The organism is Mesorhizobium sp. P160219, assembly GCF_057786095.1.
The window spans coordinates 3,205,117-3,227,639 of record NZ_JBYNWG010000001.1 but is presented as its reverse complement, the minus strand read 5'-3'; the positions used below and the strand labels follow the sequence as shown (position 1 = coordinate 3,227,639).

21 protein-coding genes are annotated in these 22,523 nt (G+C 64.1%); 9 read left to right on the top strand and 12 right to left on the bottom strand.

The window, feature by feature from the left end; all coding sequences use genetic code 11:
- Nucleotides 1–2 precede the first annotated feature (2 nt).
- From AC3EMP_RS15605 to AC3EMP_RS15580, 6 genes are all read right to left on the bottom strand, one after another.
- Nucleotides 3–1,610, bottom strand: a complete 1,608-nt coding sequence (locus AC3EMP_RS15605) for an FGGY-family carbohydrate kinase (protein WP_352710055.1) — start codon at nucleotides 1,608–1,610, stop codon at nucleotides 3–5.
- Between the two features lie 126 nt (nucleotides 1,611–1,736).
- Nucleotides 1,737–2,465: an SDR family oxidoreductase gene (locus AC3EMP_RS15600; protein ID WP_023685460.1), complete on the bottom strand. Its 729-nt coding sequence runs from the start codon at nucleotides 2,463–2,465 to the stop codon at nucleotides 1,737–1,739.
- A 28-nt stretch (nucleotides 2,466–2,493) separates the two neighbouring features.
- Nucleotides 2,494–3,753 (bottom strand): sugar ABC transporter permease, encoded by a 1,260-nt coding sequence (locus AC3EMP_RS15595; RefSeq protein WP_023695496.1) that lies wholly within the window; start codon nucleotides 3,751–3,753, stop codon nucleotides 2,494–2,496.
- A complete protein-coding gene (locus tag AC3EMP_RS15590) occupies nucleotides 3,750–4,574 on the bottom strand; it encodes an ATP-binding cassette domain-containing protein (RefSeq protein WP_023695497.1) in 825 nt (274 codons plus the stop codon). Before AC3EMP_RS15590 ends, AC3EMP_RS15595 begins: the two co-directional genes overlap by 4 nt.
- A gap of 151 nt (nucleotides 4,575–4,725) precedes the next feature.
- Complete coding sequence (locus AC3EMP_RS15585) at nucleotides 4,726–5,790, bottom strand: ABC transporter substrate-binding protein (protein WP_023672498.1); 1,065 nt, start codon at nucleotides 5,788–5,790, stop codon at nucleotides 4,726–4,728.
- A 228-nt stretch (nucleotides 5,791–6,018) separates the two neighbouring features.
- On the bottom strand, nucleotides 6,019–6,903 hold the full coding sequence (locus AC3EMP_RS15580; protein WP_352710052.1) for an AraC family transcriptional regulator: 885 nt from the start codon (nucleotides 6,901–6,903) through the stop codon (nucleotides 6,019–6,021).
- A gap of 309 nt (nucleotides 6,904–7,212) precedes the next feature.
- Here AC3EMP_RS15580 and AC3EMP_RS15575 point away from each other — a divergent pair, with 309 nt between their 5' ends.
- From AC3EMP_RS15575 to AC3EMP_RS15560, 4 genes are all read left to right on the top strand, one after another.
- On the top strand, nucleotides 7,213–8,274 hold the full coding sequence (locus AC3EMP_RS15575; RefSeq protein WP_023695499.1) for a maleylacetate reductase: 1,062 nt from the start codon (nucleotides 7,213–7,215) through the stop codon (nucleotides 8,272–8,274).
- A gap of 302 nt (nucleotides 8,275–8,576) precedes the next feature.
- Complete coding sequence (locus AC3EMP_RS15570; RefSeq protein ID WP_023712495.1) at nucleotides 8,577–9,458, top strand: metal ABC transporter solute-binding protein, Zn/Mn family; 882 nt, start codon at nucleotides 8,577–8,579, stop codon at nucleotides 9,456–9,458.
- A gap of 26 nt (nucleotides 9,459–9,484) precedes the next feature.
- On the top strand, nucleotides 9,485–10,279 hold the full coding sequence (locus AC3EMP_RS15565; RefSeq protein WP_023685455.1) for a metal ABC transporter ATP-binding protein: 795 nt from the start codon (nucleotides 9,485–9,487) through the stop codon (nucleotides 10,277–10,279).
- On the top strand, nucleotides 10,263–11,090 hold the full coding sequence (locus tag AC3EMP_RS15560; protein WP_023685454.1) for a metal ABC transporter permease: 828 nt from the start codon (nucleotides 10,263–10,265) through the stop codon (nucleotides 11,088–11,090). Before AC3EMP_RS15565 ends, AC3EMP_RS15560 begins: the two co-directional genes overlap by 17 nt.
- A 763-nt stretch (nucleotides 11,091–11,853) precedes the next feature.
- Here AC3EMP_RS15560 and AC3EMP_RS15555 read toward each other — a convergent pair.
- Complete coding sequence (locus AC3EMP_RS15555; RefSeq protein ID WP_023688994.1) at nucleotides 11,854–12,207, bottom strand: cupin domain-containing protein; 354 nt, start codon at nucleotides 12,205–12,207, stop codon at nucleotides 11,854–11,856.
- 461 nt (nucleotides 12,208–12,668) lie between these two features.
- Between AC3EMP_RS15555 and AC3EMP_RS15550 the strand changes: the two genes are divergently transcribed.
- Nucleotides 12,669–14,624, top strand: a complete 1,956-nt coding sequence (locus AC3EMP_RS15550; RefSeq protein ID WP_023712494.1) for an acyltransferase family protein — start codon at nucleotides 12,669–12,671, stop codon at nucleotides 14,622–14,624.
- 50 nt (nucleotides 14,625–14,674) lie between these two features.
- Here AC3EMP_RS15550 and AC3EMP_RS15545 read toward each other — a convergent pair whose 3' ends face one another.
- Complete coding sequence (locus AC3EMP_RS15545; protein ID WP_023702917.1) at nucleotides 14,675–15,667, bottom strand: HNH endonuclease; 993 nt, start codon at nucleotides 15,665–15,667, stop codon at nucleotides 14,675–14,677.
- Nucleotides 15,668–15,911: 244 nt separating this feature from the next.
- Between AC3EMP_RS15545 and AC3EMP_RS15540 the strand changes: the two genes are divergently transcribed.
- Together AC3EMP_RS15540 and AC3EMP_RS15535 are read left to right on the top strand one after the other, a co-directional pair.
- The gene (locus AC3EMP_RS15540) at nucleotides 15,912–17,186 is read left to right on the top strand and encodes a DUF763 domain-containing protein (protein ID WP_023828799.1); all 1,275 of its coding nucleotides are present in this window, start codon (nucleotides 15,912–15,914) and stop codon (nucleotides 17,184–17,186) included.
- Between the two features lie 266 nt (nucleotides 17,187–17,452).
- Nucleotides 17,453–18,100: a COG3904 family protein gene (locus tag AC3EMP_RS15535; RefSeq protein WP_488494634.1), complete on the top strand. Its 648-nt coding sequence runs from the start codon at nucleotides 17,453–17,455 to the stop codon at nucleotides 18,098–18,100.
- A 57-nt stretch (nucleotides 18,101–18,157) separates the two neighbouring features.
- On the opposite strand, the gene AC3EMP_RS15530 is transcribed toward AC3EMP_RS15535, so the two are convergent.
- Nucleotides 18,158–19,042, bottom strand: coding sequence for an NmrA family NAD(P)-binding protein (locus AC3EMP_RS15530; protein ID WP_352710047.1), 885 nt, complete (start codon nucleotides 19,040–19,042; stop codon nucleotides 18,158–18,160).
- Between the two features lie 203 nt (nucleotides 19,043–19,245).
- Between AC3EMP_RS15530 and AC3EMP_RS15525 the strand changes: the two genes are divergently transcribed.
- Nucleotides 19,246–19,554: a hypothetical protein gene (locus tag AC3EMP_RS15525; protein WP_023672486.1), complete on the top strand. Its 309-nt coding sequence runs from the start codon at nucleotides 19,246–19,248 to the stop codon at nucleotides 19,552–19,554.
- A 67-nt stretch (nucleotides 19,555–19,621) separates the two neighbouring features.
- On the opposite strand, the gene AC3EMP_RS15520 is transcribed toward AC3EMP_RS15525, so the two are convergent.
- The 3 genes from AC3EMP_RS15520 to AC3EMP_RS15510 all read right to left on the bottom strand — a co-directional run bounded on the left by AC3EMP_RS15520 (nucleotide 19,622) and on the right by AC3EMP_RS15510 (nucleotide 21,698).
- Nucleotides 19,622–20,218: a DUF6456 domain-containing protein gene (locus tag AC3EMP_RS15520; protein WP_352497216.1), complete on the bottom strand. Its 597-nt coding sequence runs from the start codon at nucleotides 20,216–20,218 to the stop codon at nucleotides 19,622–19,624.
- 326 nt (nucleotides 20,219–20,544) lie between these two features.
- Entirely contained in the window at nucleotides 20,545–21,237 is a 693-nt protein-coding gene (locus AC3EMP_RS15515) for a GcrA cell cycle regulator (protein ID WP_023689006.1), read from the bottom strand.
- An 86-nt stretch (nucleotides 21,238–21,323) separates the two neighbouring features.
- On the bottom strand, nucleotides 21,324–21,698 hold the full coding sequence (locus tag AC3EMP_RS15510) for a hypothetical protein (RefSeq protein ID WP_023689007.1): 375 nt from the start codon (nucleotides 21,696–21,698) through the stop codon (nucleotides 21,324–21,326).
- Nucleotides 21,699–21,778: 80 nt separating this feature from the next.
- Here AC3EMP_RS15510 and AC3EMP_RS15505 point away from each other — a divergent pair, with 80 nt between their 5' ends.
- Nucleotides 21,779–22,441, top strand: coding sequence for a LexA family transcriptional regulator (locus AC3EMP_RS15505; RefSeq protein WP_352710045.1), 663 nt, complete (start codon nucleotides 21,779–21,781; stop codon nucleotides 22,439–22,441).
- Nucleotides 22,442–22,523: the final 82 nt, after the last annotated feature.

Sequence of the window (22,523 nt, the reverse complement as noted above, 5' to 3'; positions counted from 1 at the left end):
GTTCAATCGCGGATGGCCCGGCCTGCCTGCTGCAGCAATTCGAAGGCGGCGAAGCGCTTGTCGTGCCAGGGCACGAGGTCGCCACCGGCCGGGCGATAGATGTCGCCGATGCGCGACATGCCGGTCATCGCCGCGATCACATCGGGAAATTTTTGCGCCGCCACCGCAGCCAATATGGCTGAGCCGAGCAGCACCGGTTCGGGCGAGGTCGAACCGGCGACGGTCAGGCCTGTGGTGTCGGCCAAAAGCTGACGTACCAGCTCGCTTTGCGCCGCACCGCCGCTGACGACGATAGTGTCGATGGCAATGCCTTTTTTGGCCATCGCCGCCAGGATCTGGCGAACGCCGTAGCCGATGCCCAGCAGGCCGGCGACATAGAGCGCGACCAGACTGTCGAGGGACGTGTCCATGCCAAGCCCGGCGATCAGTGCCTTGGACTCGGGATCGGCGAAGGGCGAGCGGTTGCCGAGGAATTCCGGCACGACATGCAGTCCATCGGCTAGGTGCGCTACTGCGGACAGGTCGGCGGACTGTTTCGCCGCCTGCTGACCAAGCCAAGCGGTCAGGCCGAGACCTTCCGCCTTGGCTTTTGCGGATGCCTCAGCCGTGGCCGGATGGAAAGCGACGAGGTGGTCGATTGCAGCACCCGCCGCCGATTGCCCGCCTTCATTGAGCCAAAGCCCCGGCACCATCGAGGAAAAATACGGACCCCAGACGCCGGGCACGAAGGCCGGCTCGCTGGTGCTGGCCATGGTGCAGGCCGAAGTGCCGAACACATAGGCCATGCGCGACTGCAAGGTGCCGACCGAGCCCTGCCCGCCAACCGTGCCGACGCCGCCGGCATGGGCATCGATCAGGCCGGCCGCAACCGGCGTTCCCGGCAGCAGGCCGAGATCGGCCGCGGCGGCCTCAGTGAGGCCTTGGGCAAGTGCCGTGCCACCCTCGACGATTTCGGTGCCGATGCGGGCAAAGCCTTCATCGGCGAGCGCGCCGAGGCCGATGGCACGGAAATAGGCATCGTCCCAGCGCCGCTCGTGGCCGAGATAGGTCCATTTGCAGGTCAGCGTGCAGATCGAGCGCGCCAGGCTGCCGGTTGAGCGCCAGGTCAGATAGTCCGTCAGGTCGAAGAAATGCTCGGCCGCATCGAAGGTGGCGGGCAGGTTCTCGCGCAGCCACAGCAGCTTCGGCGTTTCCATTTCCGGCGAGATGGTGCCGCCGACATAGTCGAGCACGGCGTGCTTGCCGGCATTGATGCGCTGCGCCTGGTCGAGCGCGCGGTGATCCATCCAGACGATGATGTTGCGCTGGCTGTCGCCGGAACTGCCGGCCGGCAACGGCGCGCCATCCTGGCCGACCACGACCAGCGAACAGGTGGCGTCGAAGCCAATGCCGGCAATGTCGCGCCCGGCAAGCCCCGACTCCGTCACCGCCTCGCGCACGCTGGCGCAAACCGCGCGCCAGATGTCCTCGCTCGACTGTTCGGCGATTTCGCCGGACTCGATGAACAGAGCGATGTCGCGCTTCGCCGAGGCAAGCATGGTGCCCTTGCTGTCGAACACCCCCGCCCTGGCACTGCCAGTGCCGACGTCGATGCCGAGGAAGTGGGACATGGGAAACCTCAGAAGTTAGGCAGTAGGCAGTAGGCAGTAGGCAGTAGGCAGTAGGCGAGATGGTCAGCAGTGAACGGCCAGTTGCAAGAGCCTCTCCCCATTCCCTACTGCCTAATGCCTACTGCCTCACAAATCATTGCTCTGCGGCAGGATCACCAGGTCCCGGATGGTGACGTTCCGTGGCCTAGTCAGCATGAACAGCACGGCTTCGGCGACCTCGACCGGTTGAATCAGGCCGCCCTTGGCCAGTTCATCCTCAAGCTTGTCCTTCGGCCAGTCGCTGATCAGCGCTGTCACCACCGGCCCCGGCTGCACCGCGCCGACGCGCAGGCCGTGCGGGGCGACCTGGCGGCGCACCGTATGGACGAAGGCCTGCACGGCGTGTTTCGACGCTGTGTAGATCGGCTCCCAGACCACGGGCACCAGTCCGGCGATCGAAGACGTGACGATGATGTCGCCGGTCTTGCGTTCGACCATATGCGGCAGCACGGCGTGGATGGAACGAAAGACCGCATTGATGTTGAGGTTCAGCATGCGGTCCCACACATCGGGGTCGCCTTCGAGCACCGGGCCGCCGACATAGGCGCCGGCATTGGCGTGGAAGATATCGAGCGGGCCGGCCTTGTCCAGGATTTGCGGCATCATCGTCGCGACGCTGGCCGGCTTCATCAGATCGATCACCAGCGGGATCGCGTCGGGACCGAGTTCGGTGCAGACGCTTTTCAGCGCGTCTTCGGCGCGGTCGACGAGCACAACGCGAACGCCGGCGGCAATCAGCGCTCTCGCGCATTCCAGGCCTATGCCCGACGCGGCGCCGGTGATCGCCGCGACCTTTCCACTCAAATCCTGAGCCATTCTATCCTCGTATCGATTGCGGTTGCGTTCAGGCGCGGCCGTGGGAAACCCGCGAGCGGCGTGCCAGGGAGTCGACGATGACCGCAATTGCCAGAACGGCGCCGGTGATCATGTAGCGAAGCGACGATGACAGATCGAGCAAGGTCAGCCCGCTGGCGATCGACTGGATGACGATGATCCCGAGCAGCGCGGAATAGGCGCTGCCACGGCCGCCAAACAGGCTGGTGCCGCCTATGACCGCCGCCGCAATGGCGTTGAGGTTGACGTCGCCGGTGCCGGCCTGCTGGCTGGCAGAGGCCAGCCGCGCCGCCGACAGCACGCCGCCAAGGGCGGCGAACATCGAGCACATGACGAAGGCGCTGAGGTAGATCGAGCGCACCTTGATGCCGGCGCGGCGCGCCGCTTCGCGGTTGCCGCCGACGGCGGTCATCGAGCGGCCCCATTGGGTGCGGGTCAGCGCATAGTTCATCGCCACCACCAGGCCGACGAACAGGCCGAACATCCACGGTATGCCGCGCGCCTGGTTGAGATAACCGACGATCAGTTCGAGCAGGATGGTCAGGGCGGCGACGCGCACGATGAGGCCGCCGACAGACGGCGCCGACAAATTGACGGCCCGGCGGCGGCTGACGGTGCGCAGGCCGGCGATCAGCATGACAATGCCGGGCAATGCCGCCAGTGCATAGGACAGCCAGTCCGGCATGACCAGCAACTGGCCGAAATTCACCAGGTTCGAGCCATAGGGCAGATTGATCGAGCCGGTGGAGCCCAGAATATACAGCTGCAGGCCCAGCACGGCGAGCAAGCCGGCCAGCGTCGAGACGAAACTCGGCATGCCGAGCCGGTTGAACAGCAAGGCATAGAGCGCGCCGATGAAGCCGCCGACGGCGATCGCGGCGAGGATGGCGAGCGCCACCGGCCAGCCCTGGTTGACCCACAGCGTGCCGACCATGGCCGAAGCAAAGCCGCTGATCGAGCCGACCGACAGGTCGATCTCACCGACCATCAGCACACAGACGATACCGAGCGCGATGACGCCGACGGTCGAGCAGTCGAACAGGAGATTGACCAGATTGCTCGACGAGACGAAGACCGGATTGAGGGCAGTGAACACGCTCCAGATGATGACCAGTCCGACAATCACCGGCAGCGAGCCGAGGTCGCCGGAGCGGACGCGGTCGAAGAAGGCGCTGATGGCGCCACCAACGCCGGCCTGGTGCTTGACGCGGACGTCGCTGCGGTCGAGCGCCGTCGACGAGGAGGTGTCCTGCTTGGGCTCCGCGCTCATGGCCGCTGCTCCTGATTGTTCGCTTGTTCGGCGGCCTTGCGCCGTTCGGCGCGGCGCGACACTGCATTGTTGGCGGCGCCGGTGATGGCGCTGACCAGTTCCTGGTTCGAGGCGTCGGGTTCGAAGACGCCGTTGTTGCGGCCGAGCCTGAGCACCACGATGCGATCGGCGACGGCGCGCACGTCCTCCATATTGTGACTGATCATCAGCACGCCGAGCCCACGTTCGCGCACCCGGTCGATGAGGTTCAGCACTTCCGCCGTCTGGGCGACGCCAAGCGCGGCGGTCGGCTCGTCGAGGAGGATGACCTTGGGGTCGAGCAGCAGCGAGCGGGCGATCGCCACCGTCTGGCGCTGGCCGCCGGACAGCGAGGCGACCGCCTCGCGGACGCTTGGAATACGCGCCGACAATTCGTTGAGCAGCGTCCAGGCGCGAATTTCCATCGCCACCTCGTCCAGCCGCAGCGGGTTGAGCTCCTTGCCGAGAAAGATGTTGGCTACGACGTCCAGGTTTTCGCACAGCGCCAGATCCTGGAAAACGGTGGCGATGCCGAGCGTCAGCGCGGCGCTCGGGTCGGGCATCGTCACTTGCCTGCCGCGGAAATTGATGGTGCCCGAGCTCGGCTGGTGGACGCCGGCCAGAATCTTGACCAGCGTCGACTTGCCGGCGCCATTGTCGCCGACCAGCGCCACCACCTCGCCGGCATGGACATCGAGATCGATATCGGTGAGCGCCGAAACGGCGCCGAAATTCTTCGAGATGCCGCGCAGGCTGAGCACCAGCTCGCCTGCCGAAACCGGTCCGTCAGAGATGTCAGACATGGTGGCAAACCTTTCCGGATGGACGGTCAAGAGTGACTGCGAACTTCCGGCCGCCGCAAGGGCGGCCGGAAAGCAGGATCAGGATTCTAGGTCATCCTTTTATGCATGTCTTATCCCAAAACCGCTGCGCGATTTTGGGCGACCTGCATTGTCACTTTGTGATGCCGAGCTTCTTGCAGCCTTCGGCATAGCGGTCGACGCAGAGCTCTTCGGCGGTGTTGATCTTCTTGTCGATGATCTCGGCCTTGAGGTTTTCCTGCGTCACCACCGCCGGCGTGAACAGCTGCGATGGGGTGTCGTAGAGGGTCATTTCGGCCTTCGGCGTCTCGCCCGACAGAAGCTGGACGGCGACGTTGGCGGCAGCCGCCGCAACGATCTCGCTCGGCTTGGAGATGGTGTTGTACTGATCGCCGGCGATGATCAGCTGCAGTGCGGCGATCGTCGCGTCGTTGCCGGTCACCGGCGGTACCGGATCGACACCGGCGGCCTTGAAGGCGGCGATGGCGCCACCACCGGTGCCGTCATTGGCCGCAACGACGCCGACGATCTGCGTGGAGAAGCGGGTGATCTGGCCGCTTGCCCATTGCTGCGCCTTCGGCGGCGCCCATTCCGGCGTGTCGTATTCGGCAAGGATCTTGTAGCCGCTGTTGTCGAGGCTGGAATGGATGCCCTTCTTGATCAGCCCGGCGGCCGCGTCGGTCGGCGATCCGTTGATCTGCAGCAGGCCGCCGCTGGCGGGGTCGACCTTCAGCGCCTTGAGGTGTTCGACGAGCGAGTCGGCAATGGCCTTGCCGATGCCTTCATTGTTGAACGAGACGTAGAAGTCGGCAGGTGCGGTCGGGATCGGGCGATCATAGGCGATGACCTTGACGCCCTGGCTCTGCGCCAGCTTGACCAGCGAGGCGGCGGCGGTCGAGTCGACGGGGTCAAGCACGATCGCCTTGGCGCCTTGCGAGATCACCGAGTTGAACTGCTGCTGCTGGCGCGAGGCGTCGGCATCGGCGTTCTGATAGATCACCTTGCAGCCGGGGCAGAGTTTTTTCATCTCGGCGACGAAGCCGGGATAGTCGTGCTGCTCGTAGCGCGTCGAGGCCTGGTCGGGCATCAAGAAGGCGACCGTGGCGTCGGTAACCGGGGCGGCAAAGGCAGCGGTGCCGCCAAGAAGAGAAAGAGTGAGCGCGATGGCTCCCGTCGATTTCCAGGCAAATCTGGTCATTTCGATAGCTCCGTTTCAAGGAATGGTTTCATGAAGCCTTGGACACCACATGGCGCCGGGCCTTGACTGCAGTCGGCTGTTGCGAGGAACAACGGAGCACTTGATCCGTGCTGCGCATCCTCTTGATATCTCTGGATTTCGGGACAAGCGATCTCCAGCACGGGGCGCCTCCAACGCACCCCGCGTTCTTACCTCAGTAAATGTCTAGGCTCCTCCCGGTCCTCCCTGTTAGGCGGCAATCTCCGCGCTGACGTTTTCCGCCAGCAGGGCCCTGAAGCGCGAAGGCGACATGCCTTTCTGGGTCAGGAACTGGCGGTTGAAATTCGAGATGTTGTTGTAGCCGGCGGCGTAGCAGATCTCGGTGATCGGCATGTCGGCCTCGCTCATCAGCAACTGGCAGGCAAGGTTGATGCGCAGCCGGTTGACGTACTGAACCAGCGCCATGCCGGTATGACGGCGGAAGCTGCGCGAAAACGCGCTCGGGCTGCGCCCGGCAATCGCCGCCAGATCGCTTTCGCTGAACGGCTCGGTCAGGTTGGCGTTGATAAAGGCAAGCGCCTTGTTGACGCCGGCCGACATGAAGCCTGAGGGATCCGGCAGATAGCCGGCGCTGGTCAGCGTCCGTACATCGGCGGCGCGGCTCAGAATATCGATCAGCTCCATGAACAGCGCGATGCGGCGAACGCCTTGCGCCTCGACCAGTTCGGCCAGCACAGGTGCGGCGAGCTTGGCGGTAGCGGTGGAGAACAGCGCGCCGCGGCGGCTGAGCTCGAGAATGTTTTCACAACCGGCAAGTTCCGGCAACGCGGCGGTGGCGTCTGCGATGAACTCTTGCGAGAATTGCACGACGCGGCCGCGCAGCGGCACGCTGGCGCCTGCCGGCACGTCGCTGACCCAGTTGTGCGGCAGGTTCGGGCCGGTGAGCACGAGATTGCCGGGCTCGAACTCGCCGATGAAGTCACCGACGAAATAATGGCCCGTGGTGGCGACGACGTGATGGATTTCGTATTCGGGGTGGAAGTGCCAGCGCACCGTGTGGAAGGGGTAGCCGTGGGCCCAGGCCTTGAACGACTCGCCGCGTCTGATCTGGACGACTTCCAAGTCCGGATTCATGTCAGTTCCTCCCGGCGCCGGTCCGGTCATGCGACCAGTTGCAGTGCCATCTCCCGCAGGCCGCGTTTGCCGCTCTCTGCAGTGATCGAAGCTTAGGCGGCAATTCATGCAGCCGCCACCACGGTGTGTCCACCTCACTGATACTTTTTTGACGTTTTTGTGGTCAAGGCGATACGTTTGCGAGTACGCGGGAGAGATCAGGCCCCGCTTGCGAGACGGTGACGACGCAAACGATGTCGCCGGCGGCGAGAGCTGGTCGCTCGATTTCGGCTCCGTCACAGTGATAATATGCAAAGGGAGCGGATCGGCATGACAAGGACGTTCACCTATTCCGGCAGCCCTGCGCATATTGTCTTCGGCAATGGCGCGTCGTCCGAGGTGGGCACCTGGATCGAAAAACTCGGCTGCAATCGCGCGCTGGTGCTGTCGACGCCGCATCGGGCTGCCGACGGCGAGGCGCTTGCCAAATCCCTCGGCGCGCTGGCGGCCGGCACCTTTTCGGGCGCCGCCATGCACACGCCGGTCGAGGTAACCCAAACGGCAATGGCCAAGGCGACCGAGGTCAACGCTGACTGCGTTGTCGCGCTTGGCGGCGGCTCGACCACCGGTCTCGGCAAGGCGATCGCCTGGCGCACCGACCTGCCGCAGATCGTCATCCCGACCACCTATGCCGGCTCGGAGGTGACGCCGATCCTCGGTCAGACCGAGAACGGCGAAAAAACCACAATGCGTGACGCAAGGATCCTGCCGGAAGTGGTGATCTACGATCCAGAGCTGACCGTCGGCCTGCCGATAGCGATGAGCGTCGCGTCAGGACTCAACGCCATGGCGCACGCGGCCGAAGCGCTTTACGCGCAGGATCGCCATCCGATTTCCACCCTGATGGCGAAAGAAGGATTGCGCGCCATGACGGCGGCGCTGCCGGTGTTGACCAAGGAGCCTGGAAATATCGATGCACGCGGCGATGCGCTTTACGGCGCCTGGCTGTGCGGTACGGTGCTCGGCGCCGTCGGCATGGCGCTGCATCACAAGATCTGTCACACGCTCGGCGGCTCTTTCGACATGCCGCATGCCGAGACGCATGCGGTGATGTTGCCGCACACGATCGGTTTCAACGCCGTCGCGGTGCCCGACTTGTTGAAGCCGGTCGCCGACTTGTTTGACGGCAGCGCCGGTAGCGGTCTCCACGATTTCGCCAAGGCGGTCGGCGCGCCCCTTACATTGAAAGAACTCGGCCTCAAGCAGGCCGATCTCGACCGCGCCGCCGAGATTGCGACCAGGAACCCATACTGGAATCCGCGGCCTTTCGACCGCGCCGCAATCCGCGCCCTGTTGCAGGACGCGTGGGAGGGAAGGCGTCCGCAAAACTGACGGCAACAAGCAAGGAACTTACCCGCCGCGAATTCATCAGGATACCGCCACGACCGGTGTGCTCGCGGCGGCCTCGCGGTGCCGGCGATCGCCTGCCCTTTCGCATATAGCCGACAGGCATGAGTGGCTCCGCCTGAACGGCGCAGGCCGCTCACGCTTTTGTGCGCGTGAAAAACTGCGCGGCTCGAAAAGCCCATTGACATCAGCCGTATTTTCGACGCAAACGTTATATTGTTACTGTTATACAGTTACACAGCCCGCCTCTCCGGCGACATACCTTTCAGACTGCAAGGAGACCACGGATGCGTCGCATTCCCTTTCTCGCCGCGCTGCTCGTCGCGGTGCCGCTTTTGACCGGCACGGCTGCCCGCGCCGAAGACAAGCTGACCATCGTGGCGGCCGAGAATTTCTATGGCGACCTTGCCCGCCAGATCGGCGGCAGCAACGTCACCGTCACCAGCATCCTGGCCAATCCCGATGACGATCCGCATCTGTTCGAGACCAGCCCGTCGACGGCGCGCACCATCGCCGACGCCAAGATCGTCATCTATAACGGCGCCGACTACGATCCGTGGATGGACAAGCTGCTGTCGGCCTCGACAGCCAAGGATCGCACGACCATCGTCGCCGCCGACCTGATCGGCAAGAAGTCGGGCGACAACCCGCATCTGTGGTACGACCCGGCGACGCTGCCGGCCATCGCCAAGGCGCTGAGCGCCGACCTTGCCAAGCGCGATCCGGCCAATGCCGTGTATTATGAGACGAACCTGAAGGCATTCCAGACCTCGCTCGAGGCCATTGACAAGGAAATCACCGACGTCAAGAACACCTATGCCGGCACCGAGGTGACGGCTACCGAGCCGGTCTTCGGCTACATGGCGGAAGCGCTCGGTCTCAAGATGCTGAACTACGATTTCCAGGTGGCCTTGATGAACGATGCGGAGCCGAGCGCCACGCAGGTGGCGGCGTTCGAAAACAGCCTGAAGGACGGCTCGGCCAAGATCCTGTTCTACAATTCGCAGGTGACCGACGAGGCAACGACAAGGCTGCTCGACATCGCCAAGCAGAACAAGGTCACGGTCATCGGCGTCACCGAGACGGAACCGGCGGGCCAGACGATCCAGACCTGGTTCGGCGGCCAGATCGACGCGGTCCAGAAGGCGCTCGCCGCCCGCACACAATGAATGTGACTGCGAATGAATGTGACTAAATGAACGCAATCGAATTCGACAAGGTCACGCTGACCTATGGGGGACGCCGGGTTTTATCCGACGTCTCCTTTTCTCTACCGCAAGGCGCCTTTGTCGGCCTGCTCGGCGCCAATGGCGCCGGCAAGACGACGATGCTGCGCGCCATTCTCGGCCTGATCAAACCGGCCGGCGGCGCCATTTCGGTGCTTGGCAAATCGCCGACGCGCGGCAACGCCGACATCGGCTATATGCCGCAGGCGCGGCGCGCGCTTGGCGATGTCGGCGTCAGCGGCCTCGACTTCGTGCTGAGTGCCGCCGGCGGGCATCGCTGGGGCTGGCCCGTCGCATCGGCTGCCGAGAAGGAGGCGGCGTGGAAGGCTCTTGAAGAGGTGGGCGCCGGCGACCTTGCGCGGCGGCCGCTGGGCGAGCTTTCCGGAGGCGAGCGCCAGCGCATCCTGATCGCGCAATCCTTGATCGGCAATCCGCAACTGCTGCTGCTCGACGAGCCGCTGATCAGCCTCGATGCAGGCCATCAGCGCGCGATCATCGACCTGGTGCATCAGATCGGCGAGCGGCTCGGCATTGCCGTGCTGTTCTGCTCGCACGAGATCAACCCGCTGCTGCGCGCCGTCGACCGCGTGCTCTATCTCGGCAACCGCAAGGCGGCGATCGGTTCCGTCGACGAGGTCATCAGCGGTCCGGTGCTGTCGAAACTCTATGGCACGCATATCAATGTGGTGCGGGTTGCCGGCCGCATCTTCGTCATGGCCGACGATGTCGAACTGGAGAGCGGGGCGCATGTCCACGATCTTTGACTATGAATTCATGCGCAACGCCTTCTATGCCTGCACCATCGTCGGCATCGTTTCGGGCGCGGTCGGCTATTTCCTCGTGCTCCGGGGCCAGACCTTCGCCGGTCATGCGCTCTCCCATGTCGGCTTTCCCGGCGCCACCGGCGCCGGCCTGATCGGGCTGTCGCCGTTTCTCGGCCTCACCGTGTTTACCGTCGCCGCCGGCATCGGCATCGGCCTGCTCGGCGAACGCGCGCATCGCGACGTCGCCATCGGCATCGTTTTGACGCTGTCGCTCGGCTTGGGCTTGCTGTTTCTGCATTTCTACACCGCCTTCGCCTCGCAGGCGACCAACGTGCTGTTCGGCAATGTGCTGGGCATCAGCCTGCGCACCGTTATCGTGCTTGCGGTGCTGGCGGTGGCGATCCTTGTCGCGCTTTTGCTGATCGCGCGGCCGCTGCTGTTCGCCAGCCTGCAGCCGGAACTCGCCGAAGCGCGCGGCGTGCCGCTCACTCTTGTCTCGACCCTGTTCATGGTGCTGGTCGCCGTCGCCACGTCCGAGGCGGTGCAGATCGTCGGCGTGCTGCTCGTCTTCGCGCTGATGGTGGCGCCTGCAGCCACCGCGCTCAGGCTTACTAGCGGCGTCGGAGCCGGCGTGCTGACGTCCATCGCGCTTGCCGTGATCATCGCCTGGATCAGCCTGACGCTCGCCTTCCTGACCGACTGGCCGACGAGCTTCTGGATCACGGCGCTGGGCGCGGCGGCCTATGTCGTCAGCGGCATGGTCCGGCGCCCGTCGGTCCGAGAGACTCAGAGCGCCGACGCCGGCCCCTGAGGCTTGCCCTCCGGCGGGTCGATCGGGCCGGCTGGAGTGCAAAACTGACGTGAGGGAAATACACCCAAAAAAAGTCAGGTTTACAAATCGGCTCCTGAAACGTTTCAGCCGCGAAAGACAAATTCATCCAATCGCCTAGATCGCGACCTCTGTCGCGCCAAAGGGCCGCTCCGGAGCGGCCGGAACACCCGGAAAACCGCCATTTCAAGCGCATTTTGTAGCGGCGAATGGCGTCCGCGCGGCCGGTTGGAAGCTGGCCGGGAGGTGCAAAGGCGACCCCCCGCGGCCATCGCGGGCGGCGTTGACAGACCGCGGTGCTGCATGCGTATAGCAAGCCATGGGTCACGCCATGGCCGTGGCGGTTGAGACGGGGCTGGGGGGTTTCGTAACAACAGCATTGACGGCCCGGCGCCGGACGGGCGGCATGCACTCTCGAAGTGCGCCGCTCGCTCTTGGCTGACGCGCCGGCGACCCGGCAGCAGTCCTGGCCTGCGTTATCTCGACCAGGCTCCGCAGAACGCCATCGTCTCAGCTTTTCGATCCGCATCGGTTCGAAGCGAACGAGGTGACGCCCTCTTAACCGATATTCGCTTCGCTACGTCCCCCTCCCCCTGCTGGGCGAGGGGGACGCTGGCGATGAACCGCGCCGGCCGACGTGTATCGGCACCGATCAGGCACTCCTGACGACGCGATCAAGCAAGCCTGACGACGAGCCGATCAGGCGACCCTGGCGACGTCGATCAAGCAAGCTTGACTACGTCGATCAAGCAAGCTTGACGACGAAGTGCTTGGTTACCGGCTCGAGGATCTGCCAGGTGCCCTTGAAATCGGCTTCGACCACGAACGCATCGCCCGGACCGACCTCGACAGGCGTGCCGCCATCGGGCGTGATGATGATGCGGCCGGCGATCATGTGCACGAACTCATAGTCGGTGTAGGTGGCGTGATAAGTGCCGGGCGAGGCCCGCCAGGTGCCCGACAGCACCTTGCCGTCGGCGGTGGTGTGCTGCACGGCGGTCTGCATGGTCGGCCGGCCCGCGACAACGATCCAGCCCGGTAAGTCGCCGCCCTCGGCATGCTCGACAGCGCCGAATTTGAAAATGGTGGTGTTGGTCATGGGAGGCTCCGTTTGAATTGCATGGCTGCCGGTTGGATAGCCGATGCGTGTGACGGGGGCAACGCAAGGGCCGACCCCGGATGTCGGAGATTTGGCGAAGGAGGCGGGGACCTAATCTCCCCCATCGAGGGGGAGATGTCGCCGAAGGCGACAGAGGGGGTCGCCGCGCGTGGAGCGCCTGCCTTCACTTGCAGGATTGGGCCGAGTCCGGTCGAACCGACCCCCTCTGGCCTGCCGGCCATCTCCCCCTCAAGGGGGGAGATCAGCGGCGTCGCCTCCTCCAATGTTGCACTGCGTTAGATTTGTTGCATTGCGATATCGACCCATAGGGCGGAGTCTTGGTCCGACTGTGAACGGTTGCAGCGCCGTGTCCCGTTGGGCGCAAAGCTGCCGCACGTATGATCCCGGCGCGATCGTTACTCGCCGAGGCGGGGTCATGCACCAGCACGAGGTGGCAAATCGTGTCAGCATCGTTCCGGCCCGATATCGAAGGACTGCGTGCCTTGGCGGTGGCAGGCGTGATCGCCTTTCATTTCGGCTTCACCGGCCTGCCCGGCGGCTTCACCGGCGTCGACATCTTCTTCGTCATCTCGGGCTATCTGATCACAAAACACCTGCTTGCCGAAATCACCGAGACCGGGCGGCTCAACCTGTGGCGCTTCTATGCCAGGCGCGCTCGGCGGCTGTTGCCGGCGTCGCTGTTCGTCATCCTCGCCACACTGGTGGCCGGCGCCTTCATCCTGTCGCCGGAGGAACAATCGCTCTATTCCAAAGGCGCCATGTTCGCCTCGGCCTACATGATCAATTTGTGGCTGATCCGCTGGTCGTTTGATTATTTCGCCGCCGATGCGGCCAGCAACCCGTTTGTCCATTTCTGGTCGCTGTCGGTGGAGGAGCAGTTCTATGTCGCCTGGCCGGCGCTGCTTGTGCTGGCGGCATGGCTGCGCCCCGGCAAGCGCGGCGCGATCCTGGTGATCGGCATTGCCGGCCTCGTCTCGTTCGCCGTCTGCGCGTGGCTCACCACGGTCTCGCAGCCCTGGGCCTTCTATTTCTCGCCGCTACGCGCCTGGGAGTTCGCCGCCGGCGGGCTGGCCAGCATGGTGCCGCAGCAAGTCTGGCAAAACCGCCCGCGGCTCGCCACGCCGCTGGCGTGGCTCGGCCTAGCGCTGATTGCCGGCGCCTATCTTTCCTTCAGCGACGAAACGCCCTTCCCGGGTTTCCTCGCCCTGGTGCCGGTGGCCGGCACCGTGCTGTTGCTGCTGGCAGGAGCGGCGCACGCGCAGCAGGAGAGCGCTAAGAAAAGCCCGATCGAGGCACTGGCGCTGGCGCCGCTGCAATGGGTCGGCAAACTCTCCTACTCGCTCTATCTCTGGCACTGGCCGGTGATCGTGTATGCCACGATGCTGACGCCGGAACTTTCGCCGCTGCAGCGGCTCGGCTGCTTGGCGCTGACGCTGGCGCTGTCGGGGTTCACCTATCATGTCATCGAAAACCCGATCCGCCGCAATGGCTGGCTGATGGCCAGTGCGGCGCGGGCGCTGGTGCCGGCCGTCCTCCTGACCGGCACCGGCGTCGCAGCCGCCTACGCCAATGCCAGGCTTGCCGTCCACGATCTGGACCCTGAGCAGCGCAGCATTGCCGCCAGCGCCGCGCAGCCGTCCACGGCGCGCGCGGCCGGCTGTATTCTCTCCTTTGAGACGGTGACGCCGAAGGCCTGCGTGTTCGGCAACAAGGACGCCGGGCGCTCGATTGCGCTGTTCGGCGATTCGCATGCCGACCACTGGTCGACGCCGCTGATCGACGCGGCGGCCAAGAACAATTATCGCCTCGTCACCTATCTCAAATCGTCCTGCCGTGCCTCGCGGGTGACGACCTGGAACTGGCGGCTGAAGCGCGACTACACCGAATGCGACCAGTGGCGGGAGCAATCGGTCAAGGACATTATCGCGTTGCACCCGCACATGGTGGTGATCTCGGAATTCTCGATCGGCAATGTGATGAAGGAATCGCCCGAGGAACTGAAGCACGCCGATTGGAACGAGGAGTGGAAGGCCGGCCTGCGCTGGACGCTGGCGGCATTCAGCCGGGCCGGGATCAAGGTCGCGGTAATCCGGGACGTTCCCTACAATGGAAGCTATGCCGACAAATGCGTGGCGCGGGCGCTGTGGCGCGGGCAGGTGCCTGAAGTCTGCGACACGCCGAGGGACGCGGCGGCGAACGACGACATCGCCGCGGCCGAGCGCGACGTCGTGCGCAGCGTGCCCGGCGCCACCTATGTCGACCTGACCAGCCAGTTCTGCGACGCCCAAACCTGCCACGTGTTCATCAACGGCCAACTCGCCTTCCGCGACCGACACCACCTGGCGACGCCATTTGCTGAATCACTGGAGCCGGTCTTGGAGAAGGCGGTGTTTTAGGGGGCGGCGAGGTAGGGGGACCTGACGGCTGACCGCTCAGTTGATGCGAGCTATGCCACAAACACATCCTCTCGATGGTGAGCGAGGTAAGCCTGCTGCGGCGGGGTGAAGGTGCTAGTGCGCCAGACGGCGGGGGCTTCGGCAAAGCCGAAACTCTGCATCACCAATTGCTCGAAACCGAGCCGCCGCAAATCAGTCTTGTCGACGCGCTGGGATATGAGGACCTGCCCGCTATCTTCAAAACTGATGAAGCCACGGTCAAAGAGGTGGTCGGCATCAGGCGTGAGGAGCAGCCCGTTCATGCCGTCCAAGCGCTCCTGCGCGGAAGCGCATAGGCGCCAAGGCTTGATGTGGCTTGCAATCAGCAACGAGGGATTGGTGACCCCTGTGAGTCGGCACGAGCGCTCCATGGCTTCGACATTGGAACGAAATTTACCTTGGCCGCGACGAGCTTGAATGACGCTCGTCTTTACAGTGTCCTCGAGTTGGAGGTCGTCTCGGATACGGCGCTCAACGACGTCCTCTAAAATTTCATTGACGACTTCGAAAGTGAGACTGTTTGCGCCACCACGCCTCAGAGCTTCGCGGTCGAAAGCTGTACCCGCGACAATTGTGTGAAACACCTCTTGCGATACGCTCGCGAGATAGGCGTTTTGACGGCCTGATCCGGAGTTTGGGTCGATGGGCGAATATCGGGGAGGCAGAAGCGGACCCAATTCGCCAATTATGTCCGACGGGCGCACCGTCGGCAGGAGCGGCGCCCAATACACCGGGAGAAGCCAACCTTCCTCGTTCCAATTGGCTCCAGTGTTCTTGAACTCCGGTGGTTTCGGTGCTGTGAATGCAAACTCCGCTACCCGACCAATATAGCGCACGGCTTGACCGAAAAAAGACAACACGAGGTCACCAGGTGTCGCCCGACGCATATTTTTGTAGAACTCGCTGCGTGCCCCATTCTTCTGAGTTTTGGGCGACCAGAGATATTGCCCGTCGATCTCTTGGCAGGCGGTCTGACTGTGATTTACCCACCAGAATTGCGACATCGTTTTTGATTTTAATAGTTGCCGTCGGCTGGGTAAGCTCTATTCGAGACCTGTCTCGCCTACAAGCATGGAGCCGACCTTATTGCCAGGTGCGACAGGCGGCGTAACTGCATCTTTCGGCGAGACGCCAAGAAGAGCGTAGGGCGACGATAGTCGCCGCCCCCACCCCGCTTGCAAATCCCCACCCAAATGCCATCTACATCACAGGCGCACCGCCGGTGCGCGGCATCCACGGAGCATTCACTTGACGCAGCGAAGCGGCAGTGCGGACTTGCCGCTGCATGGCGGGCGGGTTCCGAAATGGCTGGGCGATCGTATGACGCGACTGGGCGCGGTGTTGTGCGAGGCGATCATCCATCACTATGGCCGCGACGAGCTGTTGCGGCGGCTGGCGCATCCGTTCTGGTTCCAGTCCTTCGGCGCCGTCATGGGCATGGACTGGCACTCCTCAGGCATCACCACCTCGGTCGTCGGCGCGCTGAAGCGCGGGCTGAACCCGATGTCGCGGGAGCTCGGCATCCATGTCTGCGGCGGGCGCGGCGCGCATTCGCGCAAGACGCCGCAGGAGCTGACCGCGATCGGCGAGCGCGTCGGCATCGATGGTGCGGCGCTTGCCACCGCCAGCCGCCTGGTCGCCAAGGTGGACAGTGCGGCCGTGCAGGACGGTTTCGACCTCTATCTGCACGGCTTCATCGTCACCGACGACAGCCGCTGGGTGGTGGTGCAGCAAGGCATGAACGGCGACAGCCGCCAGGCGCGGCGCTATCACTGGCTGTCGGAAGGGCTGACAAGCTTCGTCGACCAGCCGCATGCGGCGATCGAGGGCGAGCGGCAGGGCGAGATCGTCAACCTCACCGACCATCGCGCCGAGCCGTCGCGGACCGGACAGCTCGATTTGTTGAAGACCATGAGCCCGGAGCGGATCCTTGACGAGCTTGCCCTGCTGGAGCCGCCGCCGAAAGCGGAGCCTGCGAAGCCCCCGGCGCAGCCGATGCTGCCCAATCTGGTGATGCCGGCACATCATGACGTGCGCGAGAGCGACATCGTCATGCACCGGCTGCACGGCAACATTTCCGCGGCAATAGAAAGCGGGCCGGCCGATTTTCCCGAACTGCTGCTGGTGCCCGGCGTCGGCGCGCGCACAGTGAGGGCGCTGGCCATGGTGGCGGAAGTGGTGCATGGCGCGCCTTGCCGCTTCTCCGATCCGGCGCGCTTTTCGCTTGCCCATGGCGGCAAGGACCGGCACCCCTTCCCGGTGCCGCTGAAAGTCTATGACGAGACGATCGCGGTGCTGAAATCGGCCGTCGGCAAGGCCAAGCTCGGCCGCGAGGAAGAGCTCGGCGCGCTGAAGCGGCTGGATGGCGAGTCGCGTCGGCTGGAGCGCTACGTCACCGGGCCGAGCCTGAAGGAAATCGTCGCCGGCGAGTTCGATCAGTCGCATCTGCTGGGAGGGCGCAGTGTGTTCGGGTGGGAGGGGGCGGCGGAAAGCGACGACGGTTCAGACAGGGGCCGCCAGTAGCGGCCTGTCCATCATGCAGAGATAGTGCGCGGCCCATAGAAACACGTGCTCGGCTTGTTTTGATAATGCTTGCAAAGACCCATTTCTCAAGTGATGCTCTGCCAGGCGAGGCTCGGCATGAAGACATTCGCATGGACGTTGGTTTTCGTGCTGCTGGCGATTGGCGGCGCGATCGCCCAAACGACGCCTGAGCCTGCCATACTGGCATATACACCGCCGATGCACTTCGTCGTTGTACGCAACAGCACGCCAGGATGCGAGCCGACATGCCCGGAATGGATTTCGGCGGAAGGTCACATCGTGGCCGGCACGCCAGCTTTGCTGAAGGCTTGCTGAAAAAACTCGGCCCCCGCAAATTGCCTTTGGCGTTGAATTCCCCGGGCGGCGAGACCGATGCGGCGATGGCGCTTGGCCATATGATCCGCGCCAGCGGGCTCGACACGATGGTTGGCAAGACGGAGTTCTCCGAATGCGCGCCAGACACAAAAGCCTGCGGGCCGGGCGACCTCCGCTTCGGCGTCGCCAACCCCGTCGGCGCAGTCTGTTCGTCAGCTTGTACGATGGTTCTTGCGGGCGGCGTACGGCGCCTGGCAGACAGCCGCGCCTTTGTCGGCATTCACCGGATCATGCTGCCGACCGCCAAGAAAATCCACGGCAAGAAGACCATCGTCCTCGTTCCGATACCCAAATGGTATGAACGCAAGGTCGACAGCTATTTCACCGAGATGAAAGCAGGTTCGTGGATCGTATCGGCCATGCAAAAAACACCCGACGACAGCATACGATACCTCATGACATACGAACTTTTGGACCTGAATCTGATAACCGAAACCGGTCACGGCGACACGCGCACCTCCATCGATATCTGCAAGACCACGCCGCCGGCGGGCAACTGCCGAACGGTCAGGCAATAGGAATAGCGGGCCACGTAGGTCGTCGAAGCGCCTGTTTCTCAACAGCAACCCTTCACTTTACGCGGCACCCTTCAACAGGTCTTCCGGCCGGCCCTCGACCAGCGCCGCAATATAGCTTTCCAGGCTGGTCGTGCCGCGCTCCGGGTTTTCCGGCTGCATCGGCTTGTCCAGCGTGGCCCCGGTCATGCGGGCATAGGACTCGGCCGCCGTTTTGGAGAAGCCGAGTTTTTCGTAGGTTTCTGTCCAGCGCTCGCGCGGCACCGTGACCACGCGCACGTTTTTGCGCAACGCCGCACTGAAGGCTGCGGCGACATCGGCGGCTGAGTAGCGCCGAGGGCCCTCGATATAGTGCGTGCCGGTCTTGTCCGCCGGCTCCAGCAGACGTCTCGCCGCGGCCTCGCCGAGATCCTGCGGCGCCACCATCGGCAGCTCGAAATCCGCCGGGAAGAAGGAGGTGATGACGCCGTCGCGCCGCGCCGTCTCCAGGGCCTGATCCCAGTTGCTCATGTAATAGGCGGCGCGGTTGATGCTTGCCGGAATGGCTTGGGCCTTCAGCTTCTGCTCGAGGCCGTAAAGGACGGTGAGATCGCCGACACCCTCGCCGGCCTGCGCGCCGTAGGTCGATTCCGCCACCAGCTTTTCGAGGCCGGAGCCCTCCAGCGCCGCCGCAATGGCGCCAACCGTCTTGCGCTCCTCGGCGTCGGTGTCGGTCGATGGATCGGCCGGCGGGTTGAGCAGAAACGCCCGCTTGCCGCGCCGCAAGACTTCACGCAGCGCCTCGACATCGAGCACATCGGCAACCGCGGCCTCCGCGCCCTGTTCAACCAACCATGCGGCCTTCGACTCGTCGCGCGTCACCACCGTGACATCCTCGCCCTGCCGCAACAGCGCCATTGCCGCCGCCGAGCCGACATGGCCGGTACCTCCAAGAATGACATGCATGGTCTCGTCCTTCCCTTGCTGATTCATGCCGGATTAATGGCTGGGGCGGCGAAGGGTTCAAAAATCGGGGGACGATGCTGACAGGAGGTGACGCTGACTTTCCTCGCAATGCACGGCGCAGGGGTCGTTCGCATCTTGCAAAATTATGGAACGAGGTCGTGTCCAGCGAGTTATATTAGCGCAACCTTGAATAGGAGGCAGCTATGAGAAAGCTCCTGCTTGCTTCGGCTATCGCTATCACTGCGGCGGCGGCGATGATCGCTCCGGCGAATGCCGGCGGGCGCGTCGTGATCGGCATCGGCAACGGCTACTATGACGATGACTACAATGACAGCTATGGCGACTATTACGATCGCTACGCTCCTCGCCCTTACTACCAGTATAATGCCTACGATAACGGCTTCAGGTACCACAGGTATCACAGGCACCATCGCCATTGCCGCATAGAGTTGGTCAAGCATTGGCGCCATCATCACAGGATCGTCGAGGAAATTCGCGTTTGCGAACGGTGATCCGATAGGGTGAAACCGGTTCGGCCGGCATCTGCCGGCCGGCCGCTTCACTACGCGGCTGCCGGCCTTATCGCGGCTTCCGCATCATCATCCCGTAATCAACGGCCAAAAGGTCGAGCCCGACCTTCAACAGCTTCACCACCACATCTCGTCCCTCGCCGGTGCGTTCGGCGAGCGCCTTCACCGACTGGCCTTCGAGGCAGATTTTGCGAACCACCTCCGCCACTTCCCAGTGGGCCATGGCGGCGATGGCATGGGTGTGGGCGCGGCCGGCGTTGAGCACGCGGTCGGGGATGCCGCCATTGATGCGGCCGCCGTCAATGCGCTCTTCCCACGGCATCGGCCGCAGCCCGTCACGCGAGGCGCGCTCGAAATCGTCGCGAAACCGCTGGCCGGCCTCACGCTGCTGGCGGGTCAGTGAGGTGATGCCGACCAGCGGATCGACATTGCGCACCCGCACGATGCCGCCGGTCGCGGTGTAGCCGTCATTGGAGACCTCGTAGACGCGCCGCGCCTCTTCGGTGCCGACGCTCAACCGCTTGCGGCCGAAGCGATCGTCCTTCAGCGCGAAATCATGGCCGATCTCGCGGCGGATGCGCACCTGCTCGGCTTCGCCTGTGGGGAGTTTTGGTGGCTGCCGTTTCTGCGCGGTTTTTTTGCTCATCGGAGGATCCTTGTGGGATTGGGTTGTTGAGCCGGAAGGTTGGCGTTCCTTCGCGCCCCCCTCTGCCCTGCCGGGCATCTCCCCCACGAGGGGGAGATTGGCAGTTTCGGCGGCTGCGCCTCTGCAACGTTGGCAATTGGCGAAATCGGCGGCGATATCCGATCGCCCCCCTCGTGGGGGTTGAGGAGTGGTCCGCGAAGCGGACGGAAAGCCAATTGCTTGGCTTTCCGAGCGACGAACGTCCGGCAGGACAGAGGGGGGCGCTGTCCCGCCGGCTTTCGATCATTGGTGGGGTCGTCCGGAGGCGAGGAACGGAGCCCAGCCGCTCACACCACCTCCGCCACAGGTCGGTGGAAACGCGTCTGATGATATTCGCAGTAGCTTTTCAGCGCCCTTGTGCGCAGGCCGCAGCACAGCATCTCGAGCCCCGGCCGACTGCCGGGAGCATCGTTGTCGGGGTCTTCCTCCAGCGTCAGGTCGAGCGGCGCGCGGCAGCGGTCGAACAGGCAGTCGATGAAGCGCATGGCGGCGACATGCGGCTGACGCCCGAGCGAGGCAGGGCGCGGCGCCGGCACATTGAAGCGGTAGATTTCGCCGTCCACCACCAGCCGTCCTTCGCCCGGGATCGAGGGCGCCGGACGGGCTGGCAACAGAGGCCTGGCCGATGGCTGACGGCTCGGTTTGGCGGCCGGTTTGACCGGCGCGGCCTGCTTCGAAACTCCTACTTCCGTTACGGGCTTGCTTGGCTGCGCCGGCGGATTCCTCTTGGCGGTATTCTCGTTTGCCGCAGTCTTCCCCGTCGCATTCTTCCTCGGTCGGCCGCCGGACCTGCCGCCTCTGGGGTTGGCGAAGCCGATGGTCTTCAACGCGCTGTTGCGGTGGACGATGCCGATGATGGCATTGCGCGAGACCGGACTGCCGCGCAGCGCCGTGAAGCGGACGGCGATCCCTGTGGCCGACAGGCCATCCCTCAGCCAGACGGCGATCTCCTGCAATTCGGTGTCGGTATAGGCAGTCATGTCGGTATCCATTGATTGCGCGCGCAAAGGCCGAGCGCCGGCCCCGGGGGCCCACGGGAAAAAATCAGAGCGGATGGTCGGTGCGGTCAGCCGATACTGGCGGCCGGCAGCGAGCCGGCGAGATGCCGCAAGGCGGCTTCGGCGGCCGCTTTGGTGAGGGCGGAAACCGCCCTGCCCGTCAGCCGGTCGAACAGGATGACGGTGCCATCTTCCGTGCGGATGCAGGAAATACCCTGCCCGCCGGAGACAGCCCTTGGCGCACCGGCGGCGCCATGGGCTGAAGAGGTGGCCGGAGCCGGGAGAGGAGCGGCTCCGGCCGTTCCGGTCGATCGGGGGGACGACGGTTCGACCGGATCCGGGGCAGAAGCCCCGGTTTGCGTCCGGACCGGGGAGGAGGACAGCCCGGACGATGGGAGAAAGCTGAGGATGTCTGCGGAAACGCTTGCGATTTGTTCGATCATGCGCTAAGCGTACGATATGTACGAAACGTACGCAAGCGAAATCGTACATATTGGACGATAAATTTCAGGCAATTTGTACGATGCAGGAACCGAGGCACAGATTGCAGCAGGCGCGGGCGGAGGCGGGCTATGCCTCGCCGAGCGACGCTGCGCGGGCATTGCGCGACATCAACAAGAACACGCTGATCAGTCACGAGAACGGTAACCGGCCGCTGTCGCGCAAGGCGGCGGAGAAATACGGCCGCCTGTTCGGCGTCGATCCCGGCTGGCTCTTGTTCAACGGTGACGGCGGCAGCCTTGCGGGGGGCCATTTCGGCTTTGACGAGTCGGGCCGGCAGATCCCGATGCCGTCGCTGGCCACCGTCGATGTGCCCATCGTCTCGTGGATCAGCGCCGGCGAACTCGGCAGCCAGGATACGGTGGTCAATCTCAGCGACTATCCGACCATCCCCACCACCGATCTGGAGCAGGGCCAATGGATTGCGCTGCGCGTCGACGGCCTGTCGATGAACAAGATCTCGCCACCGGATTCGATCATCTTCGTCAACCTCAGGGACAAGCGGCTGGTGACCAATGGCTGCTATGTCATTTCGGACGAAAGCGGCCAGGCCACCTACAAGCGCTATCGCCCCAACGAGAACCCGCCCTTCCAGCCGGCCTCCTACATGGACATCCCGCCGCCGGCGCTCGAAGGCGCCATCACCATCATCGGCCGGGTGAAGCGCTCGATGATCGATATGTGAGGGAGAAGGCGGTGAGGCGCAATCTCCCGCCTCGAGGGGGAGATGGCCGGCAGGCCAGAGGGGGTCGCCGCGCGTAAGGCGC